This window comes from Nostoc sp. NMS4 (assembly GCF_017115095.1).
Classification (GTDB): domain Bacteria; phylum Cyanobacteriota; class Cyanobacteriia; order Cyanobacteriales; family Nostocaceae; genus Nostoc.
Genome location: NZ_JABXKI010000092.1, coordinates 1 through 21,048, shown reverse-complemented (window position 1 = coordinate 21,048; position 21,048 = coordinate 1). Strand labels below are relative to the sequence as shown.

General features: G+C 42.5%; 17 protein-coding genes and 1 pseudogene. 14 read left to right on the top strand and 4 right to left on the bottom strand.

The window, feature by feature from the left end; genetic code table 11:
- The first annotated feature begins 206 nt into the window (after positions 1-206).
- The 4 genes from HWQ37_RS06410 (at position 207) to ribD (ending at position 4,303) form a co-directional block, all read left to right on the top strand.
- Positions 207-1,214, top strand: coding sequence for a rod shape-determining protein (locus tag HWQ37_RS06410; RefSeq protein WP_292745071.1), 1,008 nt, complete (start codon positions 207-209; stop codon positions 1,212-1,214).
- Positions 1,215-1,315: 101 nt separating this feature from the next.
- The gene (gene mreC, locus HWQ37_RS06405; RefSeq protein ID WP_292745051.1) at positions 1,316-2,110 is read left to right on the top strand and encodes a rod shape-determining protein MreC; all 795 of its coding nucleotides are present in this window, start codon (positions 1,316-1,318) and stop codon (positions 2,108-2,110) included.
- A gap of 25 nt (positions 2,111-2,135) precedes the next feature.
- Positions 2,136-2,753: a rod shape-determining protein MreD gene (gene mreD, locus HWQ37_RS06400; protein WP_292745049.1), complete on the top strand. Its 618-nt coding sequence runs from the start codon at positions 2,136-2,138 to the stop codon at positions 2,751-2,753.
- A gap of 356 nt (positions 2,754-3,109) precedes the next feature.
- Positions 3,110-4,303, top strand: coding sequence for a bifunctional diaminohydroxyphosphoribosylaminopyrimidine deaminase/5-amino-6-(5-phosphoribosylamino)uracil reductase RibD (gene ribD / locus HWQ37_RS06395; protein ID WP_292745047.1), 1,194 nt, complete (start codon positions 3,110-3,112; stop codon positions 4,301-4,303).
- A 62-nt stretch (positions 4,304-4,365) separates the two neighbouring features.
- Here the strand turns inward: ribD and HWQ37_RS06390 are convergent, their stop codons facing one another.
- From HWQ37_RS06390 to HWQ37_RS06380, 3 genes are all read right to left on the bottom strand, one after another.
- Positions 4,366-4,584, bottom strand: coding sequence for a hypothetical protein (locus HWQ37_RS06390; RefSeq protein WP_292740664.1), 219 nt, complete (start codon positions 4,582-4,584; stop codon positions 4,366-4,368).
- 455 nt (positions 4,585-5,039) lie between these two features.
- Entirely contained in the window at positions 5,040-6,854 is a 1,815-nt protein-coding gene (locus tag HWQ37_RS06385) for a serine/threonine protein kinase (protein WP_292745045.1), read from the bottom strand.
- A 671-nt stretch (positions 6,855-7,525) separates the two neighbouring features.
- Positions 7,526-8,581, bottom strand: coding sequence for a tellurite resistance TerB family protein (locus HWQ37_RS06380; RefSeq protein ID WP_292745043.1), 1,056 nt, complete (start codon positions 8,579-8,581; stop codon positions 7,526-7,528).
- 479 nt (positions 8,582-9,060) lie between these two features.
- Between HWQ37_RS06380 and HWQ37_RS06375 the strand changes: the two genes are divergently transcribed.
- From HWQ37_RS06375 to HWQ37_RS06340, 8 genes are all read left to right on the top strand, one after another.
- On the top strand, positions 9,061-10,989 hold the full coding sequence (locus HWQ37_RS06375) for an alpha-amylase family glycosyl hydrolase (protein WP_292745041.1): 1,929 nt from the start codon (positions 9,061-9,063) through the stop codon (positions 10,987-10,989).
- A gap of 424 nt (positions 10,990-11,413) precedes the next feature.
- Positions 11,414-12,160 (top strand): hypothetical protein, encoded by a 747-nt coding sequence (locus tag HWQ37_RS06370; protein ID WP_292745039.1) that lies wholly within the window; start codon positions 11,414-11,416, stop codon positions 12,158-12,160.
- A 36-nt stretch (positions 12,161-12,196) separates the two neighbouring features.
- Positions 12,197-12,634, top strand: coding sequence for a DUF29 domain-containing protein (locus HWQ37_RS06365; RefSeq protein WP_292745037.1), 438 nt, complete (start codon positions 12,197-12,199; stop codon positions 12,632-12,634).
- Between the two features lie 316 nt (positions 12,635-12,950).
- A complete protein-coding gene (locus tag HWQ37_RS06360; protein ID WP_292745035.1) occupies positions 12,951-14,534 on the top strand; it encodes a CPBP family intramembrane glutamic endopeptidase in 1,584 nt (527 codons plus the stop codon).
- A 559-nt stretch (positions 14,535-15,093) separates the two neighbouring features.
- A complete protein-coding gene (locus tag HWQ37_RS06355) occupies positions 15,094-15,369 on the top strand; it encodes a TM2 domain-containing protein (RefSeq protein ID WP_292745033.1) in 276 nt (91 codons plus the stop codon).
- Between the two features lie 148 nt (positions 15,370-15,517).
- Positions 15,518-15,778 carry a hypothetical protein gene (locus tag HWQ37_RS06350; protein WP_292745031.1) on the top strand — a complete coding sequence of 87 codons (261 nt, stop codon included), beginning with the start codon at positions 15,518-15,520 and terminating at the stop codon, positions 15,776-15,778.
- A gap of 159 nt (positions 15,779-15,937) precedes the next feature.
- A complete protein-coding gene (locus tag HWQ37_RS06345; protein ID WP_292745029.1) occupies positions 15,938-18,574 on the top strand; it encodes a heavy metal translocating P-type ATPase in 2,637 nt (878 codons plus the stop codon).
- Between the two features lie 197 nt (positions 18,575-18,771).
- Positions 18,772-19,260, top strand: a complete 489-nt coding sequence (locus tag HWQ37_RS06340) for an FHA domain-containing protein (RefSeq protein ID WP_094352473.1) — start codon at positions 18,772-18,774, stop codon at positions 19,258-19,260.
- Between the two features lie 80 nt (positions 19,261-19,340).
- On the opposite strand, the gene HWQ37_RS06335 is transcribed toward HWQ37_RS06340, so the two are convergent.
- Complete coding sequence (locus tag HWQ37_RS06335) at positions 19,341-19,688, bottom strand: hypothetical protein (RefSeq protein ID WP_292745027.1); 348 nt, start codon at positions 19,686-19,688, stop codon at positions 19,341-19,343.
- Between the two features lie 201 nt (positions 19,689-19,889).
- On the opposite strand from HWQ37_RS06335, the gene thyD reads away from it, so the two are divergent.
- Both thyD and HWQ37_RS34810 read left to right on the top strand, forming a co-directional pair.
- Entirely contained in the window at positions 19,890-20,810 is a 921-nt protein-coding gene (gene thyD / locus HWQ37_RS06330) for a thylakoid membrane protein ThyD (protein ID WP_292745025.1), read from the top strand.
- 108 nt (positions 20,811-20,918) lie between these two features.
- Positions 20,919-21,048 (top strand): annotated as a pseudogene (locus HWQ37_RS34810) (ISH3 family transposase); the annotation flags it as partial.

Sequence of the window (21,048 nt, the reverse complement as noted above, 5' to 3'; positions counted from 1 at the left end):
CCAGAGAATATCAAAAAGTACGGGGCTTGAGACATACTAAATATTCCTGGGAATCATATAAAAATATAGTCTTGTTTACTCAACTCAGGATACAAACATAATCGAATCAAGCACGATTAATTATTACCGTTGTAGTCAAAAAGTATCGCACATAGGGGGCTTACAGACGCGTGGGTATTTTTAGGAACTTTCGCACATCATGGGATATGGGTATCGACCTCGGTACTGCAAACACCCTAGTTTATGTATCTGGTAAAGGTATTGTACTACAAGAACCTTCTGTAGTTGCGATCGATGTCAACGAAAAGGTTGCACTAGCAGTAGGAGAAGAAGCCAAAAAAATGCTCGGTCGGACACCGGGAAATGTGATTGCTCTCCGTCCTTTGCGGGATGGTGTAATCGCTGACTTTGAGATCGCCGAGCTGATGCTGAAAAGCTTTATTCAGCGTGTAAATGAAGGTAAATCTCTAATTCTACCCCGAATCGTCATTGGGATTCCCAGTGGTGTCACAGGAGTAGAAAGGCGAGCGGTTATGGATGCAGCTCACCAAGCAGGAGCCAGAAAAGTCTATTTAATCGATGAACCTGTAGCTGCGGCCATTGGTGCAGGACTACCTGTTGCCGAAGCTACAGGCAACATGATCATCGATATTGGTGGTGGGACAACAGAAGTTGCAGTGCTGAGTCTTCAAGGCACGGTAATTAGCGAATCAGTACGTATTGCTGGAGATGAACTGACTGATGCGATCGTTCAGTATATTAAGAAAGTTCATAACTTAGTCATTGGTGAACGTACTGCTGAAGAAATCAAGATTCGGCTTGGTTCTGCCTATCCGACTAATGATGATAATGACGCGATGATGGAAGTCCGAGGCTTACATCTGCTTTCTGGTCTACCGCGAACTGTAACAATCAAAGCGCCAGAAATCCGTGAAAGTATGTTGGAACCGCTATCAGTAATTATCGAAGCTGTGAAGCGGACACTAGAACGCACACCGCCAGAACTGGCAGCAGACATTATTGATAGAGGGATTATGTTGGCTGGTGGCGGTGCTTTGCTCAAAGGCATAGATACCCTCATTAGCCATGAAACAGGGATTATTACCCATATTGCTGCCGATCCTCTCTGCTGTGTTGTGCTGGGAACAGGTCGTGTGTTAGAAAACTTTAAACAGTTGGAACGAGTTGTTACTGAAAGCTCTCGCAATATGTAGCAAAAAAAATATCAGAATTGAGTTCTATTTGAGTTCTATTTGGGTTCTATATAAATAGAATCCAAGTAGAACTTAATTTATATAAGTATGTACAGGTATATATGGTGACAATACGGCGTTGGTGGGATCGTAAAGGGTTGCAAATTGGGTTGTTAGCTTTAGTAGTTGGTAGTGCTTGGATATTGCGACAGACTCAAGGTGAACTAGTGCTGGAGACATACCAAGCAATTACCCGTCCGTTAGAGATGTTGCAGTCAGGGCCAACACCAGAAGAACGTCTCAGAGATGCCCGGATAATGGAATTGCAAACCCGTATAGTAGATTTGGAAAGTCAAAAAACCAAGCTACAAGATTTATTGGGCTATGTGGAAAAAGAGCCGCTAGCATCACGGCCAATTCCAGCGCGGGTAGTAGGACGTAGTGCTGACCAGTGGTGGCAACAAGTTACGCTGAATCGCGGTGGAAATGCGGGGATTCAGGAAGGCTTCATAGTCAAGGCAGATGGCGGATTAGTGGGTTTAGTGGAGAGTGTAACTCCCAATACTAGCCGCGTGTTGTTAATCAGTGACCTCAAAAGTCAAGTGGGTGTATCAGTTAGCCGCACAGCAGCTAAAGGCGTTTTGCGAGGAGATTCTTCTGCTGAGGGAGTGCTGGAGTTCTATGAAAAAGTTCCAAATGCCAAAGTCGGAGATTTAGTTTCCACATCTACTTATAGTCAGAAATTTCCCTCCGGTTTGGCAGTAGGACGAATTAAGTCACTAGATTTAAAGAAACTTCCGGCATCAGTGGCGAAAATTGAGCTTTTTCCGCCAATCCGCTCTCTTGATTGGGTAGCTGTTTATCCCAAGCCAGAAAACCAAGAGTCGGCAAATCAAGTGCCACAAAAGTCTAAGTAAATTCTTTGAAAAAATCCATAGAAAAATGAAGATTCCTGCATTTGCTGGTAGCAAGCAGAAAAAGCCAAAATCGTCACAGCGAAAATCGAAATTCCGAATCCAGCCGCTTGCTCGTTGGCATCCTGGTATACGTCAGTTGTTCGGTTGGATAGTGACGGGTGGATCTGTACTGTTATGTTTACTATTATTACCAACCCGATTCCCAGGTATGGAATTGTTGGGAATTAGCCCTAACTGGCTATTAATTTGGGTGGTAGCTTGGAGTGTGAAGCGCTCGGTGTTTGCCGGAGCATTGGCAGGTATTGTTTTGGGGCTACTTCAAGATTCCATGACATCACTTAATCCTACTCATGCCATTAGTTTAGGTATAGTGGGGGCTTTAACTGCTCTGCTCCAGAAACAGCGTTTTATTGAAGAAGATTTTATTTCGATTGCTGTAATTGTCTTTGTTATGGCAATTTTGGCAGAAACGATCTTTGGGTTGCAATTAACTTTGCTCGGTAATGAGCGCAAGGTGACAGATATTTGGATATATTATCAGCGCGTCGCTCTTGCATCTGCCATTCTGAGTAGTCTGTGGGCACCTGTGGTCTATTATCCCCTGAATCTTTGGTGGCAGAGGATTAAATTATTGGAGCAATAGTAAGGAGATTTGGAGAGACACGATGAATCGCGTCTGTACAAAAATTGGAGTAGAGACGCGATGAATCGCGTCTGTACAAAAATTAGGGGTTATAGGTGACAGTAAAGATAATTATCTTCTGTCCCTGTAACCTAAATTTTTATGGAATTTGGGCAACCTCTGGCAATATGGATTCAAGCTACAGTGAACCTAAACTTTCAGTTACCCTGAATTGTAAGTGTGAATATTACAGGCTCATGTAAGTTAAGACAGCCAATAATAGCGCCTAGATATTACTGTTTAATTATCAGGAGCAAAGCGCGATTCTCTTGTTGAGAGGCTGCGCGTGCAGAATATTTACAGTATTGCCTAAAATTATGGATAATTCCCCAGCGATCGCTCAAGCAGATGCATCTCTACCTAACTACACTCCAGAAAATACGCCTCCAGTGGATTCGACTGAGAAAAGGATAGGAACTGACTTTGACTCTCGCATGATGCTGCGGTGTTTGGAACTTGCTCGTCGCGCTTTAGGGCGGACTTCGCCAAATCCCTTAGTGGGAGCGGTGATTGTCAAGGATGGCGAGATTATCGGCGAAGGTTTTCATCCGCGTGCAGGTGAGCCTCATGCAGAAGTGTTTGCTTTAAAAGCAGCAGACGATCGCGCTCGTGGTGCAACAATCTATGTCAGCCTCGAACCTTGCAATCACTACGGGCGTACTCCCCCTTGTTCGGAAGGATTGATTGAAGCAGGGGTGGCAAAAGTAGTAGTAGGGATGGTTGATCCCAACCCCCTGGTGGCTGGAGGTGGCATCGCCCGTTTACGGGCGGCGGGGATCGAAGTGTTGGTAGGAGTAGAAGAGTCAGCTTGCCGTCAGCTAAATGAAGCTTTTGTGCATCGCATTCTGCATAAGCGACCTTTGGGAATTTTAAAATATGCGATGACTTTAGACGGCAAAATTGCTACTACCTCTGGTCATAGCGCTTGGGTGACAAGCCAAGAGTCCCGCAGTGAAGTACATCAACTGCGGGCGGCTTGTGATGCCATAATTGTCGGCGGTAATACAGTTCGACAGGATAATCCTTATTTAACCAGCCATCAACTGGGGGCACATAATCCCCTGCGGGTGGTGATGAGTCGCCATCTCGACTTACCGGAAAATGCCCATCTGTGGCAAACTACAGATGCTCCAACTTTGGTGTTAACACAGAAGGGTGCTAATCCCGATTTCCAAGAACTGCTGCTCAAACAGGGTGTGGAGGTGGTGGAATTAACATCACTGACACCGGATAAGGCAATGGCGTACTTATATGAGCGGGGTTTTTGTAGCGTGCTGTGGGAGTGTGGTGGTACTTTAGCTGCTAGTGCGATCGCTCAAGGAGCAATACAAAAAGTTTTAGCATTTATTGCCCCAAAAATCATTGGTGGTAGTATTGCTCCCACACCAGTGGGCGATTTAGGTTTTACTACCATGACTGAGGCGTTGTCTCTAGAACGTGTTCGTTGGCGTGTAGTAGGCTCTGACTGCTTAGTGGAAGGTTATTTTCCCCAAAAAGTTAATAGTCAATAGTAATAACACTTGGCGATCGCTCTATTATCTTGATTTTGCGTTGGCGTAGCCCTCTGTAGGCATCATGAACACTGCCGTTCATGGGCAAGATCGCGTATTAGGGCTAGTCGAGATTGAATGTAGTGGCTAAGAAAATCAGTTTCGTTAGAATCTAACAACACTTGCGTTTCGGTTTGTTTCACTAACCACTGCACCAAGCTAGCATCATCCAGTTGTAAAAGGAGTTTGGCTTGAGCAGTTTCAACCACTGACCAAAGCTGACGCATAATTGTAGGAGTCATCAGACCTCAATTGAATAATTTAGCTTTGCTGTCTTCAGATTACACAATTCCAATCGCACTTTACGACATGAATGTAGAAGCTGAGACAAGTATTATTAAAAACTTAATAATGGTATTTATAACTTTATGAATATTAAGAATTTTAAACTTAGTTTGGGATTGGGGATTGGGTATTGGCGACTGGGAATTGGGGGGAGAATTAAGAACTCAGCACGGGCTAAACGCCCCGCTATCCATGTACAGCACTCATAAAGGGCATGGGAAAGACAGAGTTTAGTTGCAAAATCTAGAAGACAAATAGACTAATTCTAAAAATTGGGTTTTTGTGCTTTGGAAGACCGAAATTATGTTGATTTTAGCCCAATAAAGCCAGTTTTGTAATCACTATATTGAATACTGAAACTGTGTTATTGAATACAAAAATCTAATTTATCAGAACAATGTTTTCCAGGACATTAACACTGTTTGGCTGTTGATGGATTTACAAAATCATGTAAATCTACATCCCAAATGCTGATGTAAATAAAATCACATTCTTGGCGGATAATTTGACCCTTGACTGAGCCATTCTTAAAACTAAAATTATCTGATTGGCGCTGTTGTACCTGTTTGAGTCCCTGCTTAATTTCTTCAGTGGCTTGCCCTGCTAACATTCCATTCAAGGTAGTTTCCATTAACTGCGGGTCTACCGACTGGGCAAAAGATACCTCGGTTTGACGCAGCGTTTTAGAATTACGATCGAATAAGTAGCCAAGGTCAATTTTGTTTGGCACTAGTTTGTAAACGACAGCACGAGTCTTGCCCCATGCGCCTCTTAAATCTTGATTTGGTTTGCCGAGGGTAGCTTCTACGATGTTTCTTGTTGTACCTGTAGGGAATGCGGGAACGCTTTCTCTGCTGGCAGTGGCAGCTAATTTACTGCGCGGCTTATTTTGTGGTATGGAACGCGCTTCTGGTGTGGGAACTGGACTTGCCTCATTCTCTGGTTCTGGCTGTGGCGTGGATGTTACTACAGGTGCTGGAGTCTCGGAAGTGACAGGCTCTTTTTCTAGCTGTGGTATAGGTACAACTGGAGGATTAAAGGTTGGTCTTTGTCGTGGTGATGAACTAGGGATAACTGGAACTGGAGAAGTTTGGGAGGAAACGGGGGGTTCGGTAGATGCAGGAGTCGGAAAAGATTCTGGCGATCGCGTGGGATTTGTACCAATGGTTGTTTCTGGTTGTTGCTGACGAATGATGCTAGGAATTGCTACTGCACCAATCAAACCACCTATGAACAAACTACCAATAATTACAGCAGATTTTTGCCAGTTTCCCGGAGTGGAAGACCGTGGAATCGCAGAATTTTTTTGCGGTGAATATAATGGCTGGGTTTGTCGAGTCGATGCATTGGGAGACAAACTGACTGTGGGAGTATTTGTAACTAACTCAGGAGGTATATTACTTGTAGATTGTAAGGCGTGTAGCATTTTACTAGCAGTGCTGTAGCGATCGCCAGCATGGGGCTTAATTGCCTGATTGAGTACCGCCACCAATTGGGAAGAGACGTTAGGGGCGTGCTGTTGCCAAAGTATTTCCCCTGTTTTTAGATCGGTTACTAGTTCTTGCGGGTGTTTGCCAGTCAGCAGATAAATCGCCGTTAAACCTAAACTGTAGATATCAGTGGCGTAAACTGGGCGGCCAACGGCTTGTTCGCTGGGCATATATCCAGGCGTACCAATGACGAGCGATCGCGTGGGGTATCCTGGAGAATTCACCACTGAACGGATTGTTTCTTTAACTGCACCAAAATCGATCAAAACTGGCTCACCATCTACAGAACGCAGAATAATGTTATCTGGCTTGATATCCCGGTGAATAATGCCTTTGCTGTGAACATAATCTAAAACTGAAAGCAGACTTAACAGAATTTGCCGAACAGCAGTTTCACTCTCAAATCCTTTGGTTTCGACAATTTTCGTCAGGGTTTGTCCGTGAATCCATTCTTGGACGAGGTAAAACTGTCCGTTCTCAGAAAAGTAGGCGTAGAGTTTGGGAATTTGGTGACTACTTTCACCCAAATATTCTAAGGTTGTGGCTTCCCGTTCAAACCGTTGTTGGATAAGTTGGTAGGTTTGTGGGTCATTATTGGTTATCGGTTTTAGTTGCTTGATTACACACCGACGGCGAGAAGGCAAATGGACATCTTCTGCTAGAAAGGTTTCACCAAACCCACCAGCGCCGATTACCTGGATAACTTGATAGCGATTGTTCAACAAGGTTATTGTCATGAAAAATTATAAGCGTAGACACCCAATGCGGAGCCGGAGACTTCCTCTCTTCTTTGGGCTGTCGTCAGACATCGCCTTTTAAATGTACATCAGATGAGTGAAGCCAGGACGAATAGACATCTGGTGGAATTAAATATGCGTTATCTAGAACCCTTGTAGAGACGTAACAGTGCTACGTCTCTACATTCTTTTAAGACTTACGCACAGGCAACGGAAAATCGTAGACGCGGAGCGGCTTCCCGCAGGGTACCACAGAGGCGCAAGGGACACGGAGAAATAAGAGTTTGAGAGAGTTTTTGCAACTCGTATCTTTTTCAGCATATATCTAATGCAAGCCAATGCATTGGCTTTGCAGAGTCTATGAATGAAATACTCTACTAAGGAATGAGAATTAAATAACATACAATTTATATCCCTGGTTTACCTCACCCTCAATCCCTCTCCTTATAAAGGCTACAGTGTACACACAAGTCTGAAATAGCTGAAAAACCCAAGGTTTTACCCCACCCTAACCCTCCCCTTGCAAAGGGGAGGGAACTAGATTTCTTTTTTCCCCCCTTTATAAGGGGGGATTAAGGGGGGTAATTTGACTTGTGTGTACACCGTAGCCTTATAAAGGAGAGGGAAGCTAGAGACAGGATAAAGTTTTGCATCTTATTTAATCCATGTTCCTAAGTGAACTCTATAGTCTCAACAAACTCTAAAATATTTTCTTTGATGTCTTCGGCCTCTTCTTCAACAGAATCGGGAGTTTCGCCGTCAATAAAGCTGTGCTGACTACTAACTATATACAAAAATTCACCACTGATAAAGGTGAGCAACCCCCGGTAAGCATCTAATCTGATTGCAGTTCCATTATTTTCTTGCTTAGAAATTGTGGAACCTTTGGGCATATCAATTAATACGTAGTAAGCGCCTCGTAAAGTATTTTCCAGATATTCGGTATACTCTACAGAAGCATCTGGTACATTGGTAAAAATCGCTTGGGGTATATATTTGTCTACTAAAATTGTTTGCAAATATTCTTCTTGTCCAACGGACTCCAATTCCTCTAACTGTTCTAAGGGGAAAGGATAATAATCGATTCTCAGCAAAGTACCGATGTCATCAGAAAAGCCAACTACTCCTTCCTGACTCTGAATTCTACCGCCCTGTTGCGGATCGACTGGAATCGGCACGGTAAAATTACCTAATGGTGATTGATATGCCTGTTCAGTAAAATCTTCTATGACTACTGTTTCATCATCATCATCGTCGTCTGCGTATTCTTCGTCTTCTGCTTCTTTAAAAGCTGCAATTACCTCCTTGATAATTTCCTCTGCTTCTTCATCCTCCAGTTCTAAGGCTGCTTGTAGCTTTTTCAGGTAAGGTTGTTTTGATTTGGGAATGGCGAGGTCATCATCTAAAAGCACTATGACTCCAGCCGCAAAACCATCCAGCACTAATTCATCTGAGAGAGATACTTTAGCGGTATTAAAGAGAGGCCCAATTCCCTCTTCTTCGGCAATGGAGATCAGTCTATCAACGATTTCTGTAATTTCATCTTCTGAGTATTCCTCAAAAACCTCGAATTCCCAGAGGATACCCGCTAAACTTTCTGCATCTACATCTTCAATGATTGAATCTGCGATCGCAGTCACAGTTGCGATCGCCGCCACCGCTTCCTCTGGACTTAGTGATTCCTCTGATGTCTTTGGTGAGTTAAAAACCTTGTCATATTTGGTCATAAATGCTACCTAAATTAATTCCTTGATAGTAATAACAGATTGAAAGTGACAATGGTCAGTTTACCAATGGAGCGAATCTTCTAGAGAAAAAGTTGGCTGATACGTGCTTTACTCAGTATTGCTCAGGTGTGACAAAACCTTGTTGACAACTAATCTTCAAGGAGTTGAGGTGTTCTAAAATCTGTTGTCGAATATACACTTAAACACGAGCTAGGCTCAATATTTACCGCAGGTCAACTTAATGAAATATTGTAAATTTTTGTTACCGAGCAATTATCATTAATAATTGCTATATCCGTTTATTTTTATCCTCTAGCAGATGAATTATATCTATCGATAGAATTATAAACTAGCTAGCGATAGATACATACACCGTAGGCAGGATGTCACAATACCGAAGTTTGTAGTGACACACAATACTCGAGACGTTGTACTGTTGGTTCTACAAGTGTGAATTACATGAAATTTTGAGTTTTTTTATGGTAAAAACCCCTCCTTCCCAGTTTTCACCAGATCAATACAAGGTTGATTCTGCACAAGAAAAAGTAGACGCTATTATAGAAACTCCACCATCAGAAACCGAGATTGACCTAGAGTTTCTTTACACCAGAGATATTGAATTTCGTCAAGAAACCATTTACTTTCTGGTGGTAGATCGCTTTTATGATGGCGATCCAGATAACAGCGAAGGTGCAAACTCAGAACTGTACGATCCAAATAGGAAAGATTGGGGTAAGTACTGGGGTGGCGACTTGCAAGGTGTCATCGATAAGTTAGACTATCTCAAAAATATGGGAGTGACAGCCCTTTGGCTAACTCCACTATTCGAGCAAGTAGAAGAATTATTTATTAGCAATGCGGCGATGCATGGCTATTGGACAAAAGATTTTAAACGGATTAATCCTCGCTACATTGCTGATGGAGAAAATCCTTCTTTAAATGCTACCCAAGAAGAAAAAAATACGACCTTTGATCGGTTAATTGCAGAACTGCACAAGCGGAATATGAAGTTGGTGCTAGATATTGTCTGCAACCATAGCAGCCCTGATACTAGTGGTAGCAAAGGCGAATTATTTGATGATGGTGTGAAAATTGCTGACTTTAATAATGATGTCAATAATTGGTATCACCACTATGGCGAAGTGCAAAACTGGGAAGATGATTGGCAAGTACAGAACTGTGAACTAGCTGGTTTAGCAACCTTCAATGAAAACAATACAGAATATCGGGAGTATATTAAGTCAGCAATTAAACAATGGCTAGACCGGGGTGTAGATGCACTACGGGTGGATACTGTCAAGCACATGCCAATCTGGTTTTGGCAAGAATTCACTGGCGAGATGACCAATCATAAACCAGATGTATTTATTTTTGGTGAATGGATTTATAGTAATCCCAGTGACGATCGCTCGGTGGAATTTGTTAACCACTCAGGCATGACACTTCTAGATTTTGGCTTGTGTGTGGCAATTCGAGCCGCACTAGGGCAAGGTTCAGAAATGGGATTCCAAACAATTCAGTATATTTTTGACCAAGATTATCGCTACAAGGGAGCAACAGAGCTAATTACCTTCATCGATAATCATGATATGTGCCGCTTCCAATCGCTGAACCCCGACCCAGCGATGTTGAAAGTTGCGATCGCCTTAATTATGACATCTCGCGGTATTCCCTGCATATACTACGGTACAGAACAGTATTTGCATGACGATACCGATGGCGGTAATGACCCATATAATCGCCCGATGATGGAAAATTGGGATACTGAGAGTGAAATTTATCGTTGCATTAGGTTGCTATCTGGATTACGGCGACTGAATCCAGCCGTATCAATGGGTAGCCACTGGCAAAAATATTTAACACCAGATATTTACTGTTATGTCCGCCGCTATCGTGACTCCCTGTGTTTTGTCGCTTTAAATCGGGGAGGAGAAGTTACTTTACCAGAAGTAGAAACAGAATTACCCGATGGCGAACATACCTGCGTGGTGACTCGCAACAAGTATGAGGTGAAAGATGGCAAGATTTATAACCTGGTACTAGAAGAACGGGGAGTGATTGTTTTCAGTCACGTTGGCGAACGGATAAAAGGACAGACAATTGTTCGCGTCCAACTCACTGGCGTGGATACCCAACCTGGTGAAATCATTGTGGTGACAGGAGATTGCCCAGAGTTAGGTAACTGGGATATCAGCAAAGCATATCCTTTAGAGTACATTAACTCAAATACTTGGTCTGCGGAGATTCCCTTTGATGAAAGTGCTGGTAAGCTGATTGCTTATAAGTATGCCATGTGGCGGGAAGGGCGATCGCCTCTGCGCGAAAATCTCGTAAATCGGCGCTGGGTGATTGCCAAAGAAGGTACTGTCAAATGGCGTGATACCTGGGCATCGGGACGAGAATCTTAGAAAGAAATTTCAGATAAATCAATAGACATCTGTGAAAAACAATTTAGAGAGGTATCACTGCTAGCTCTCTACAAGGGTTCTGGGTAAGTCCTGATTTAATTTCTGGATATGTCTAATGAAGTGCGAAGGAGCAAAATTTTTATCCTTCGCACTTCATTTTTTGTTAATTTATATTAATTTTGACTCCTAAATTCTGATTTATAAAGGCTTCTTAAAGATATTTTAGTTTCCAGTGACCTGGATCACACTTTTTTGTAATTACAATATAGACAATATCAAGCAGATACACATTTTTTACCTGTAAAAAGTAGGAGCTAAAAGGCTCTACCTTTTAGAGGACAAAAAGATGCTGACACCTTTATGACTATTTAACTCAGCAGATTTTAATTATTAACAAGTTATCTAAAAAAAGAGGAAAAGATAAATGGTAACGTTCGACCTCTTACTGAAAAATCAATTTAGCGCTCCCAAAAAACTAAAAGTTAAAAACGAAATTTTGGCACGAGTTCAAGGTCGAAAACCAGAACCTTTAAAAGCCGAAATGAATTTTTATAAAACTGAATTACTTCCCTATTTTATCAAGTTGAGCCAACACAATCCTGTTTTCAGTGTTACAGAGCAATTACGGCTTTTAGTGGGTGTTTGGACACCAATCTGGTCTACTATATCGTTTCATGAAAGTTTACCGAAAAGAATACAAGACCAGTCATTTCAAGTTTTCCAGCCTGATGGTTACTGTGCCAATATCGCTCGCTATCTACTGGGAAAAAATTTGTCTTTATCTGATAATTATCAATCAAATTTACCAGCTTATGATTTCATGATGATCCAAAAATATGGGGTTAAAAATGGTAAATGGCATCTGCAAAACATTGATAGATTTCAGGCTTTTAAAAATAGAGAAATTCCTCTAAATTTAGAATCAGTCTACAACTGGTTTGCTAATGTAGTTAACACTAAAGTCAAACCGAATGCATCAAAAGAGGTTTTACCGGAAGCTCTCAATTTAGAAAATCTAGAGATAAATCATGGTAATGAATTTCCCAAAACATACTTAACAACTTCTCAAGTATTTGAGAATTTATATATAGATAATGACTGGCGACTTGTGAAAACTCAAACAGATGCCTCACATTTACCTAGTTACACAATTGCTGTGAAGATACAATAAAGATAATAATTGATGTAAATCGAAAAATTTTCCTAGATGAGTAAAGCGCCACTCTACAATCAGGACTTTCTAATGTGGACGCAGCAACAAGTTAAGTGCCTAAAGAAAGGACGCTGGGCTGAGTTAGACGTTGAACATTTGGTAGAGGAACTAGAGGCTTTGGGGCGGAATGAACAAAAGGAACTTGCAAGTTATTTGCAGGTGCTTTTAATGCACTTACTCAAATGCCAATATCAACCAGAGCGAAAAACCCAAAGTTGGGTTAACACAATCTCAAACTGCCGAAATCAAATTCAAGATTGTTTAGAAGATACTCCCAGTTTGCAGCGCCTTCTAGAAGATTGGGAGTGGATACAGAAATATTATCGCCGCGCTCGTCGAGATGCCGCAAATGAGACTCAAAAGCTAATAGAAACTTTTCCCCTTGAGTGTCCTTTCACCATAGAACAAGTTCTCGATCCTGAATTTCTCTAAAGTTAGACTGCTAAAACTCAGTAGCTAGGTATAATTCAACATAAAATGTCGTCTAACGGCGAGTCTATTAGTCTGTCGCATTAATTTTGCTAGGTTTGTAGTGAGCGATTTATCGCTCAATTTTAAGCACTGAAGTGCTTACTACAACCTTTTATAACCCATCATATTTAATGGGACAGACCACTATGAATGTAGAATCCTCGTCGCTTTAGCGCGGGAGTGTCAAAATATTGATGATATATATCCACCTCTGACTTTTTATTGCGATAATTCCCAAGGGGGATGCGCTCTCCACTGGTTAGTCAAAGGGGGATAGATGACACTCAAGACACTCAAGCAGTTTGTTTTATTTTTTGTGATGACACCGATAGCAGTTCTGCTGGCGGTTTCGGCTTTATTTGGTAGTTGGCAAGAACCTCAATTTCAAAGTCGCCTGGAACTATACCAAACAAATATTGCTTTACAAGCCCAAGCTTGGCAATCAGAAGATAGTGGTGATGATAAACTCGAAGCGATTCGGGGAGCAATACTTGGCGAGCAACCCCTAGAAAGCGCTACAAAGCAGTATCAGGAGGCGCGTCAATCAGTTCAAGCTAGTTTAGACAAAGTTAACAACAAACTTGCACAATTACGCTCTCAAGCTGAAATAACTCCCACACCTCCGAAACCTCTACCGGATGCTCCTCCCACTATTAAAACCTCTAAAGAGGGACAGCAACAGTTACAGCAGTCTTTTAAAGAATTACAAAAATTACTGGCTGAATTAGACCTGCGCTTGGGAATTTTACAAGCACAGCAAGGACAGACGGATACAGCCTTCAAGACTTGGAGCGAATTACAACAACGCTCAGATATTAACCCAGGGTTTGGGGAAACCGCCGATGTCTTAACTGGACTGTGGAGCAATCCTCCGCGTATCCTTCAAAATGCTCAAGAACCAATTAAAAAAAATTTAGAAGGTTGGTTTCGCTCTACTGCTTTGGTTAAGTTATACCAACTCCAGCAACGAGAAGATGCGTTATCAGCAGTAAAAGCCGCACAACAAGAATCTTCTGCTCAAGCAGTGTTGAAATTGGCGGTTATTGGCACTATTCCCACTTTGGCAGCTTTAATTGGTCTAATACTGCTAATTTTATTATTTGCTCAACGCTTGTTAAAAGGAAAAGCTTCGTTATTAGCTCAAAATGCTGATATCCCTTGGTCAACACCTTGGGATGGTGAAACGGTTTTGCAGGTTTTTATCGTCGGTTTTTTCTTCATGGGGCAAATTTTTGTGCCTTCGGTAATATTGCTGCTACCCATCCCGCGTCCTATTGTGGATGTGCGACTTCAGGCGTTTTCTGTGTTAATTAGTTACTTCTTAGTAGCATTAGGGGCGCTGTTAGTGTTGTATTTCTCTATCAAGCGCTTTTTTCCACTACCGGAATTCTGGTTTCGCTTCCGTTTTCAAGATAACTGGTTTTTGTGGGGACTGGGAGGCTATTGCACAGCTTTACCTGTAGTTGTGGTGGTATCTTTGATTAATCAACAGCTATGGCAAGGACAGGGTGGGAGTAATCCTCTGTTGCGACTAGCCCTAGAAAGCCAAGATGGTGTGGCACTTGGCATATTTTTCTCCACAGCCGCGATCGCAGCGCCATTTTTTGAAGAAATCCTATTTCGGGGTTTTTTGTTACCCTCTCTAACTCGTTACTTACCCGTGTGGGGAGCGATTCTAATCAGTAGTTTGTTGTTTGCGATCGCTCACCTCAGCTTATCAGAAATTCTCCCCCTGACCGCATTGGGCATTGTTTTGGGAGTCGTTTACACGCGATCGCGCAATCTCCTCGCTCCTATGCTCCTCCATAGCCTTTGGAATAGTGGTACATTGTTAAGCCTGTTTGTTTTAGGTAGTAATTAATACAAGTACTTACTGTTGCCAAAAACAAAAATATCTGATTTTATCTGCATAAGTAGGGACAATTTGGCAGTAATAATTAAATAATTCGTAATTCGTAATTCGTAATTCGTAATTACGTTTTGTGTTAGCGAGTCTTCTAGCGTCCGAGGATTTAGATTTAGGCATAAATTCGTTTTGCGGTCGTTAGCCTGGGGACTTAAACCCTCGAACTTAGTTAAAAGAATCCGGAAATAATACTGATGGACTTGTAAAAAGTGGTGTATATAGCAGCTTTTGCTGATTATTTAAGATTTATTCTAAAAATCTGCAAAACTGCTGCACCAGGATTTGCGATCGGCTAATCCAACAAAAGTCATCAAGGAACGCCAGATTTTCAGGCTATACCGCGAGACATCTTGGCGTTTTCTCTGGAATAGAAGCACGCTGATTTTAATTATTCATCTTGGGACTTACTCATACTGAAAAATTAAAAGTTTATTTATTAAGCAAGTAAATATATTTGCTTTCATTACAATAAAGACTTTATTTTTATACTCACTTATCAAGGAGCAGCATTTATATGGCAAATCTTAACCCCAGTCACCCTACCAAACAACTTCTAGCTGGTTACTGTGGCATTATCCTGGGAGCGTTTGGGGTTCATAAGTTTATTTTAGGATACGCTTCGCAAGGTTTTATCATGTTAGTGATTTCTATCGTTGGGGGTTCTTTCACCTACGGCATTGCGTTGTTAATTATGCAACTTGTAGGTTTAATTGAAGGGATGATCTACTTAAATAAATCCTCTGAAGGATTTGTAAATACCTATTTTGAGAAGAAGCAGGGCTGGTTTTAGTAGCGCAAGGCGTAATTCGTAATTCGTAATGACGCTCGATGACTCGCTACCGCTTCGCTAACGTAATTCGTAAGCGCAACAGTTAGAGAGACGCGATAAATCGCCGTCTCTACAAGGAATTTATTTATCAATTATTTGTTGACATGATATGCTCATTCTCAAACCTAAACAGCTTAACTGGGTAGTGTTCTTCTTGTTAGGCTTAGGATATTTCAGTGTGATGTCTGATTTAGAAATCAACTATTTCTTAAAAAGCCTGATTGCGATCGCACCAATGCAAGTAGTAGCAATTATTTATGTGACTTATCGGCGCTGGATCTGTCATCCCCCTGTAGGGGAATTAAAAATTCCAAATTTAAAATTAAAAATTCAGAACCCTACGGATAAATCTGGGAACTTGGAACGTTGAGTTAAAGTGTAGCGATAGTCTTGATGCTCAAAGAATTACGATAAATTAATAATTTTAATATGGTTGACATTGAGTCATAGTTGCATATTTAGCCTACGCTCGAATTAGAGACGCTTTTAGTCAGGCGTTGAATTTCTGTAGCGAATCTAAACACAAGCCATGCAACTTGTCCCAAAAACTAAGCCAGCCCTAGAACTTGACCCAATCCTAGAGAAGATTATTTTAGATGTTGGGGGTATGAAGTGTGCTGGGTGTGTGAACGCAGTAGAGCGACAGCTGACCCAACATCCAGGTGTCAAGAGTGCCTGTGTGAACCTGGCCACAGAGGTAGCAGTTGTAGAGTCAGAAGTTGGTGTAATAGATGCAGATGCACTGGCACAGCGATTAACAGCAGTTGGATTCCCGACTCAACCTCGAAAAGCTAGTGGCACAGTAGGAGGCGAAATATCGACCTTACCAGACCCAGCAGAACGACAACGCCGAGAAATGCGTTCTTCTCTATGGCAGTTGGCGATCGCAGCTGTGTTGCTGATATTGTCGGGAAGTGGACATTTTGGTAATCTTGGTAGCTCAGTGCTGCCAGTGTTAAATAATATCTGGTTTCACTGTGGACTGGCAACAGTAGCGCTATTAATTCCCGGTCGCCCGATTTTAGTAGATGGCTGGCTGGGTTGGCGGCGAAATGCGCCTAACATGAATACCCTGGTGGGATTGGGAACGCTGACAGCTTACATTGCTAGTTTAGTCGCGTTGCTTTTTCCCCAATTGGGTTGGGAATGCTTCTTTGATGAACCAGTAATGATGCTGGGCTTTATTCTCTTAGGAAGGACATTAGAGCAACAAGCTAGAGGTCGCGCTGCTGCCGCATTTAGGAAATTATTAGCACTCCAGCCACTGTTAGCGCGATTGATTGCGAACCCAGAGAAAGCCGGAATGGGTTCTTCTAGTGTTGAAATTCCGGCTGAACAGGTGCGTGTCGGTGAATGCTTACAAGTGCTACCAGGTGATAAAATCCCCGTTGATGGTGAAGTGGTGTTTGGTCAAACAACCGTGGATGAGTCAATGCTCACTGGGGAAGCAGTGCCAGTAATCAAGCAACCAGGAGATATGGTGACAGGGGGGACGCTAAACCAGTCAGGAGCGATCGCTATTCAAGCAACTCGGATTGGAAGTGATACAACTCTAGCTCAAATTGTCGCCCTAGTAGAAGCCGCCCAAACTCGGAAAGCACCAGTACAAAAATTAGCAGATACAGTAGCTGGTTACTTTACCTACGGGGTGCTGACAGCATCTGTATTAACATTTGGATTTTGGTACTTTTTCGGCACTCACATCTGGACTGATATCACCATGTCGGGTGGCATGGAAATGATGAGCCATGCTACACATGAAGCCCACCACTCAGCACTCAGCACTCAGCACGGGCTAAACGCCCCGCTACCGCTAACAGCACTCCTAGTCAGTTTAAAACTAGCGATCGCAGTTATGGTAGTCGCATGTCCTTGTGCTTTGGGACTTGCCACACCAACGGCCATTCTGGTGGGGACTGCTATGGGCGCAGAACGGGGTCTGTTAATCAAAGGTGGCGACGTTTTAGAAAGAGTACACCAGTTAGACACCGTAGTATTTGATAAAACTGGCACTCTCACCACAGGTAATCCCATCGTTACAGATTGTCTGTTAATTGGGGGAGACAAGGGAGACAAGGGAGACAAGGGAGACAAGGGAGATGATGGAGTAAGTAAACATTATTATTCTTCCTCATCCCTACTCCAACTAGCAGCAGCCGTAGAAAGCGGTACTCACCATCCCCTAGCAAAAGCGATTCAGCAAGAAGCACAGAGGCAACAGTTATCTATTCTAGAGGCTGTAGACTTTCACACGGAACCAGGATTAGGGGTATCTGCTGTAGTAGAAGGCACAGTTGTATTGTTGGGTAACTGGGAATGGTTGAGTTGGCACGGCATTGCCATTAACGAAACTGCACAACAGGTAGCACAGGATTTGGCAACAGATGGTAAAACAGTCGTTTGCGTCGCAGTTGGGGGAACATTAGCCGGACTAATTGGTGTTTCTGATACCCTCAGATCGGATGCTCGATCCACTGTAGACAAGTTGCGTCAGATGGGCTTACGGGTAATGTTGCTCAGTGGCGATCGCCAAGAAGCAGCGATCGCCATAGCCAAACAACTAGGATTAGATAGCGCTGATGTAATCGCAGGTGTTCCCCCAGCTAAAAAAGCGGCGGCAATACAGTCTCTCCAGTTAGAAGGGACAAGGGGACAAGGGGGACAAGGAGACAAGGGGGCAAAGAAAACTCCTAACTCCCCACTCTTAACTCTTGTAGAGACGCGATTAATCGCGTCTCTACTCTTAACTCCTAACTCCTCACTTCCCACTCCTCACTTCCCACTCAGCACTCAGCACTCAGTTGTGGCAATGGTAGGAGATGGAATCAACGATGCTCCAGCTTTATCTCAAGCTGATGTAGGAATTGCTTTACACTCCGGGACAGATGTGGCGATGGAAACTGCTGAAATTATTTTAATGCGCGATCGCCTAAACGATGTCGTCGAATCTATTCAGCTTAGTCGCGCCACCTTCAACAAAATCCGCCAAAATTTATTCTGGGCTTTTGCATATAATACACTTGGCATTCCTTTGGCAGCAGGTGTTTTATTCCCTAGTCTGGGTTTTGTGCTTAACCCATCGGGTGCGGCTGCATTAATGGCTTTTAGCTCTGTTAGCGTCGTCACCAACTCAATATTATTACGGCGATTCGCTCATCGCCTGTAGAATACTCCTTTACACGTCCAATTTGCCACCACAAATCTTGGTTATCAAAACAGAATTCAGGAGTCAGTCGTCAGATTAAGCCACTTACCAAAGCTATCATAGCTACTGGAGTAGAACGGCCATGTTCTACTCTTTCAAGGTATTATGCAGTTTTAAAGCTTATTTAGATTAGCATCACAGACTGATGGTGCGCGAAAATGGCAAGATACGATACTAAACAAATCTTAATCAATTACAGTTCCACCGATTTGTCAATGGCAGCAGAAACCAATGAAAACCATCTACTGATTATAGAAGACGATCAAGGTCGCAAAGAATTTTCTCTAGAGCACCCCGTCTACTCTATTGGTAGAGACCGCGAATGTAATATCCGTTTGATGTCGCAGTTTGTCTCCCGCCGCCATGCCACATTAGTGAGATTGCCACGAGAGCATAATAGTCATAGCTACTATTACCGAATTGTAGATGGCGATGCCAAAGGTAAGCCGAGTTCCAACGGTTTGATGATTAATGGACGCAAGATACCAGCCCACGATCTCAGAAATGAAGACGAGATCGTTTTTGGTCCTCAAGTACGTGCCATTTATTACCTTTTAAGAAACACTCAGCGTTTAGGACAAACGGATTCGAGTGAGTATGATATTACATTAATAAACCCCGGTATGGCCGAGGATTTAGAGGAGTAAGCGAGTGAATTATAACTACCAATTACAGTCTGACACTTCCACAGCTTCAAGCCGTGGGAGTATCAATTCAATCACCAAAGCTATCCTGCAATACTTTCAATCAAATGCCAATGGCGGCTACTTTCAATAGCTTGCTTGATTAACTCAAACATTTGTCGGCAGTAATTATCTAGGTAAATTGGTAGTTCTTCATTTTTAATCACAATACTCATGCGAGTTTCCGTTTCAGTAGATTTTGATTTATCAATCAGTACTTCTACTGTTATCAATTTAGGAAAAGGAACATTTCCAGGAACTTCACGACCGATAATATATTCGGCTGTGTGATATTGAATATCCAACTGACAGTCCTGTAGAAGTTCTACAAGTAACGGCAACAGATGGTCACTAGGAACAGAAACAATAAATGAACAGGTATAGCGAGCCATAATAGCCCCAAGCCTTGCAACACTCCGTCCATCCTATAATACCGAAGTATCTAAATATAAAGTCATTAAAAAATCAAAGTTTTTGAGAGCAGGTACTACCCTACCAGATATACAGTCACACCTCTTCTATCAACAAGGAAAGTGCCGTAAGCTGAAAGTTTGATCAAAAACTTTACAATAAAGGTTTGGCTGAGGTAGAAAATGAAAGTCGTAATTACTGGAGCAACAGGATTTGTCGGTAGTCGTTTGATACAACGATTACACGGGGAAGGTCATAAAATAGTAGTATTAACTCGGAATACTACCTTTGCTCAAAAGGTTTTTCCCTCTGGGGCTTTCCCTAATGTAGAAATTGTTGCCTATACACCAAATGCATCTGGCTCTTGGCAAAGTGTCATCGCTAGTTGTGATGGCGTAGTTAATTTGGCAGGAGAACCTATTGGTGAAGGACGCTGGACACCAGAACGGAAAGAAGAAATCCTCAATAGCCGCAAGTTAGGTACACAAAAAATAGTTGAAGCAATAGCCAACGCTAACCCTAAACCATCTGTGTTAATTAACGCTTCAGCTATTGGCTACTACGGCACTAGCGAAACGGCTACCTTTGATGAAACAAGTGTATCTGGTAACGATTTTCTCGCCCAAGTCTGTCAAGCCTGGGAAACTGAGGCGAGAAAAGTAAAAGATGCTGTTGTGCGACTAGTAATTCTGCGTTTTGGGATTGTTCTGGGCAATGGTGGTGCTTTAGGTAAAATGATTCCGCCTTTCAAACTCTTTGCTGGTGGCCCTATTGGCAGTGGTCGGCAGTGGTTCTCATGGATTCACGTAGACGATCTAGTTAACCTGATTTTGCAAGCTTTAACTAAACCGGAAATAGAAGGTGTATATAATGCCACTGCTCCTAACCCAGTCCGAATGGCAGATTTAAGCCAAACTTTGGGACAAGTGATGAATCGCCCTTCTTGGTTGCCTGTTCCTGCTTTTGCGATCGAAGCCCTCTTAGGAGACGGGGCTATAGTAGTTTTAGAAGGTCAGCAGGTTATCCCAAAACGCACAGTGCAAACAGGCTTTGAGTACAAATATCCTAATTTGCAATCGGCGTTAACACAAATTCTTAATTAAAAGGGAGTGGGGAGGGGGGAGGGGGAGAAATGATTCCAGCACAAAATAACAAGAGTAGTTTGTTACTTTCAGTAGACCGAAAAGTTTTGCGATCGCACACAGAGCGATACCTATAAAAACGGTAAAAGACGAGCGCATGGACGAGAATTCTTTGTTTATGCTGTTTATAAGGTGAAGTTGTCATTACATCAAATACATGATGACTACCGTCTTCGTTTTGGTATTGAAAGTAGCTACC

Excerpts from the sequence above, each read along its gene's own strand:
- HWQ37_RS06355 (WP_292745033.1), top strand. The coding sequence starts at position 15,094 with ATGGCAAATCTTAACCCCAGTCACCCTACCAAACAACTTCTAGCTGGT.
- HWQ37_RS06390 (WP_292740664.1), bottom strand. The coding sequence starts at position 4,584 with ATGACTCCTACAATTATGCGTCAGCTTTGGTCAGTGGTTGAAACTGCT.
- mreD (WP_292745049.1), top strand. The coding sequence starts at position 2,136 with ATGAAGATTCCTGCATTTGCTGGTAGCAAGCAGAAAAAGCCAAAATCG.
- HWQ37_RS06385 (WP_292745045.1), bottom strand. The coding sequence starts at position 6,854 with ATGACAATAACCTTGTTGAACAATCGCTATCAAGTTATCCAGGTAATC.
- HWQ37_RS06360 (WP_292745035.1), top strand. The coding sequence starts at position 12,951 with ATGACACTCAAGACACTCAAGCAGTTTGTTTTATTTTTTGTGATGACA.
- HWQ37_RS06335 (WP_292745027.1), bottom strand. The coding sequence starts at position 19,688 with ATGGCTCGCTATACCTGTTCATTTATTGTTTCTGTTCCTAGTGACCAT.
- HWQ37_RS06410 (WP_292745071.1), top strand. The coding sequence starts at position 207 with ATGGGTATCGACCTCGGTACTGCAAACACCCTAGTTTATGTATCTGGT.
- HWQ37_RS06375 (WP_292745041.1), top strand. The coding sequence starts at position 9,061 with ATGGTAAAAACCCCTCCTTCCCAGTTTTCACCAGATCAATACAAGGTT.
- ribD (WP_292745047.1), top strand. The coding sequence starts at position 3,110 with ATGGATAATTCCCCAGCGATCGCTCAAGCAGATGCATCTCTACCTAAC.
- HWQ37_RS06380 (WP_292745043.1), bottom strand. The coding sequence starts at position 8,581 with ATGACCAAATATGACAAGGTTTTTAACTCACCAAAGACATCAGAGGAA.
- mreC (WP_292745051.1), top strand. The coding sequence starts at position 1,316 with ATGGTGACAATACGGCGTTGGTGGGATCGTAAAGGGTTGCAAATTGGG.
- HWQ37_RS06345 (WP_292745029.1), top strand. The coding sequence starts at position 15,938 with ATGCAACTTGTCCCAAAAACTAAGCCAGCCCTAGAACTTGACCCAATC.
- HWQ37_RS06370 (WP_292745039.1), top strand. The coding sequence starts at position 11,414 with ATGGTAACGTTCGACCTCTTACTGAAAAATCAATTTAGCGCTCCCAAA.
- thyD (WP_292745025.1), top strand. The coding sequence starts at position 19,890 with ATGAAAGTCGTAATTACTGGAGCAACAGGATTTGTCGGTAGTCGTTTG.
- HWQ37_RS06365 (WP_292745037.1), top strand. The coding sequence starts at position 12,197 with ATGAGTAAAGCGCCACTCTACAATCAGGACTTTCTAATGTGGACGCAG.
- HWQ37_RS06340 (WP_094352473.1), top strand. The coding sequence starts at position 18,772 with ATGGCAAGATACGATACTAAACAAATCTTAATCAATTACAGTTCCACC.
- HWQ37_RS06350 (WP_292745031.1), top strand. The coding sequence starts at position 15,518 with ATGCTCATTCTCAAACCTAAACAGCTTAACTGGGTAGTGTTCTTCTTG.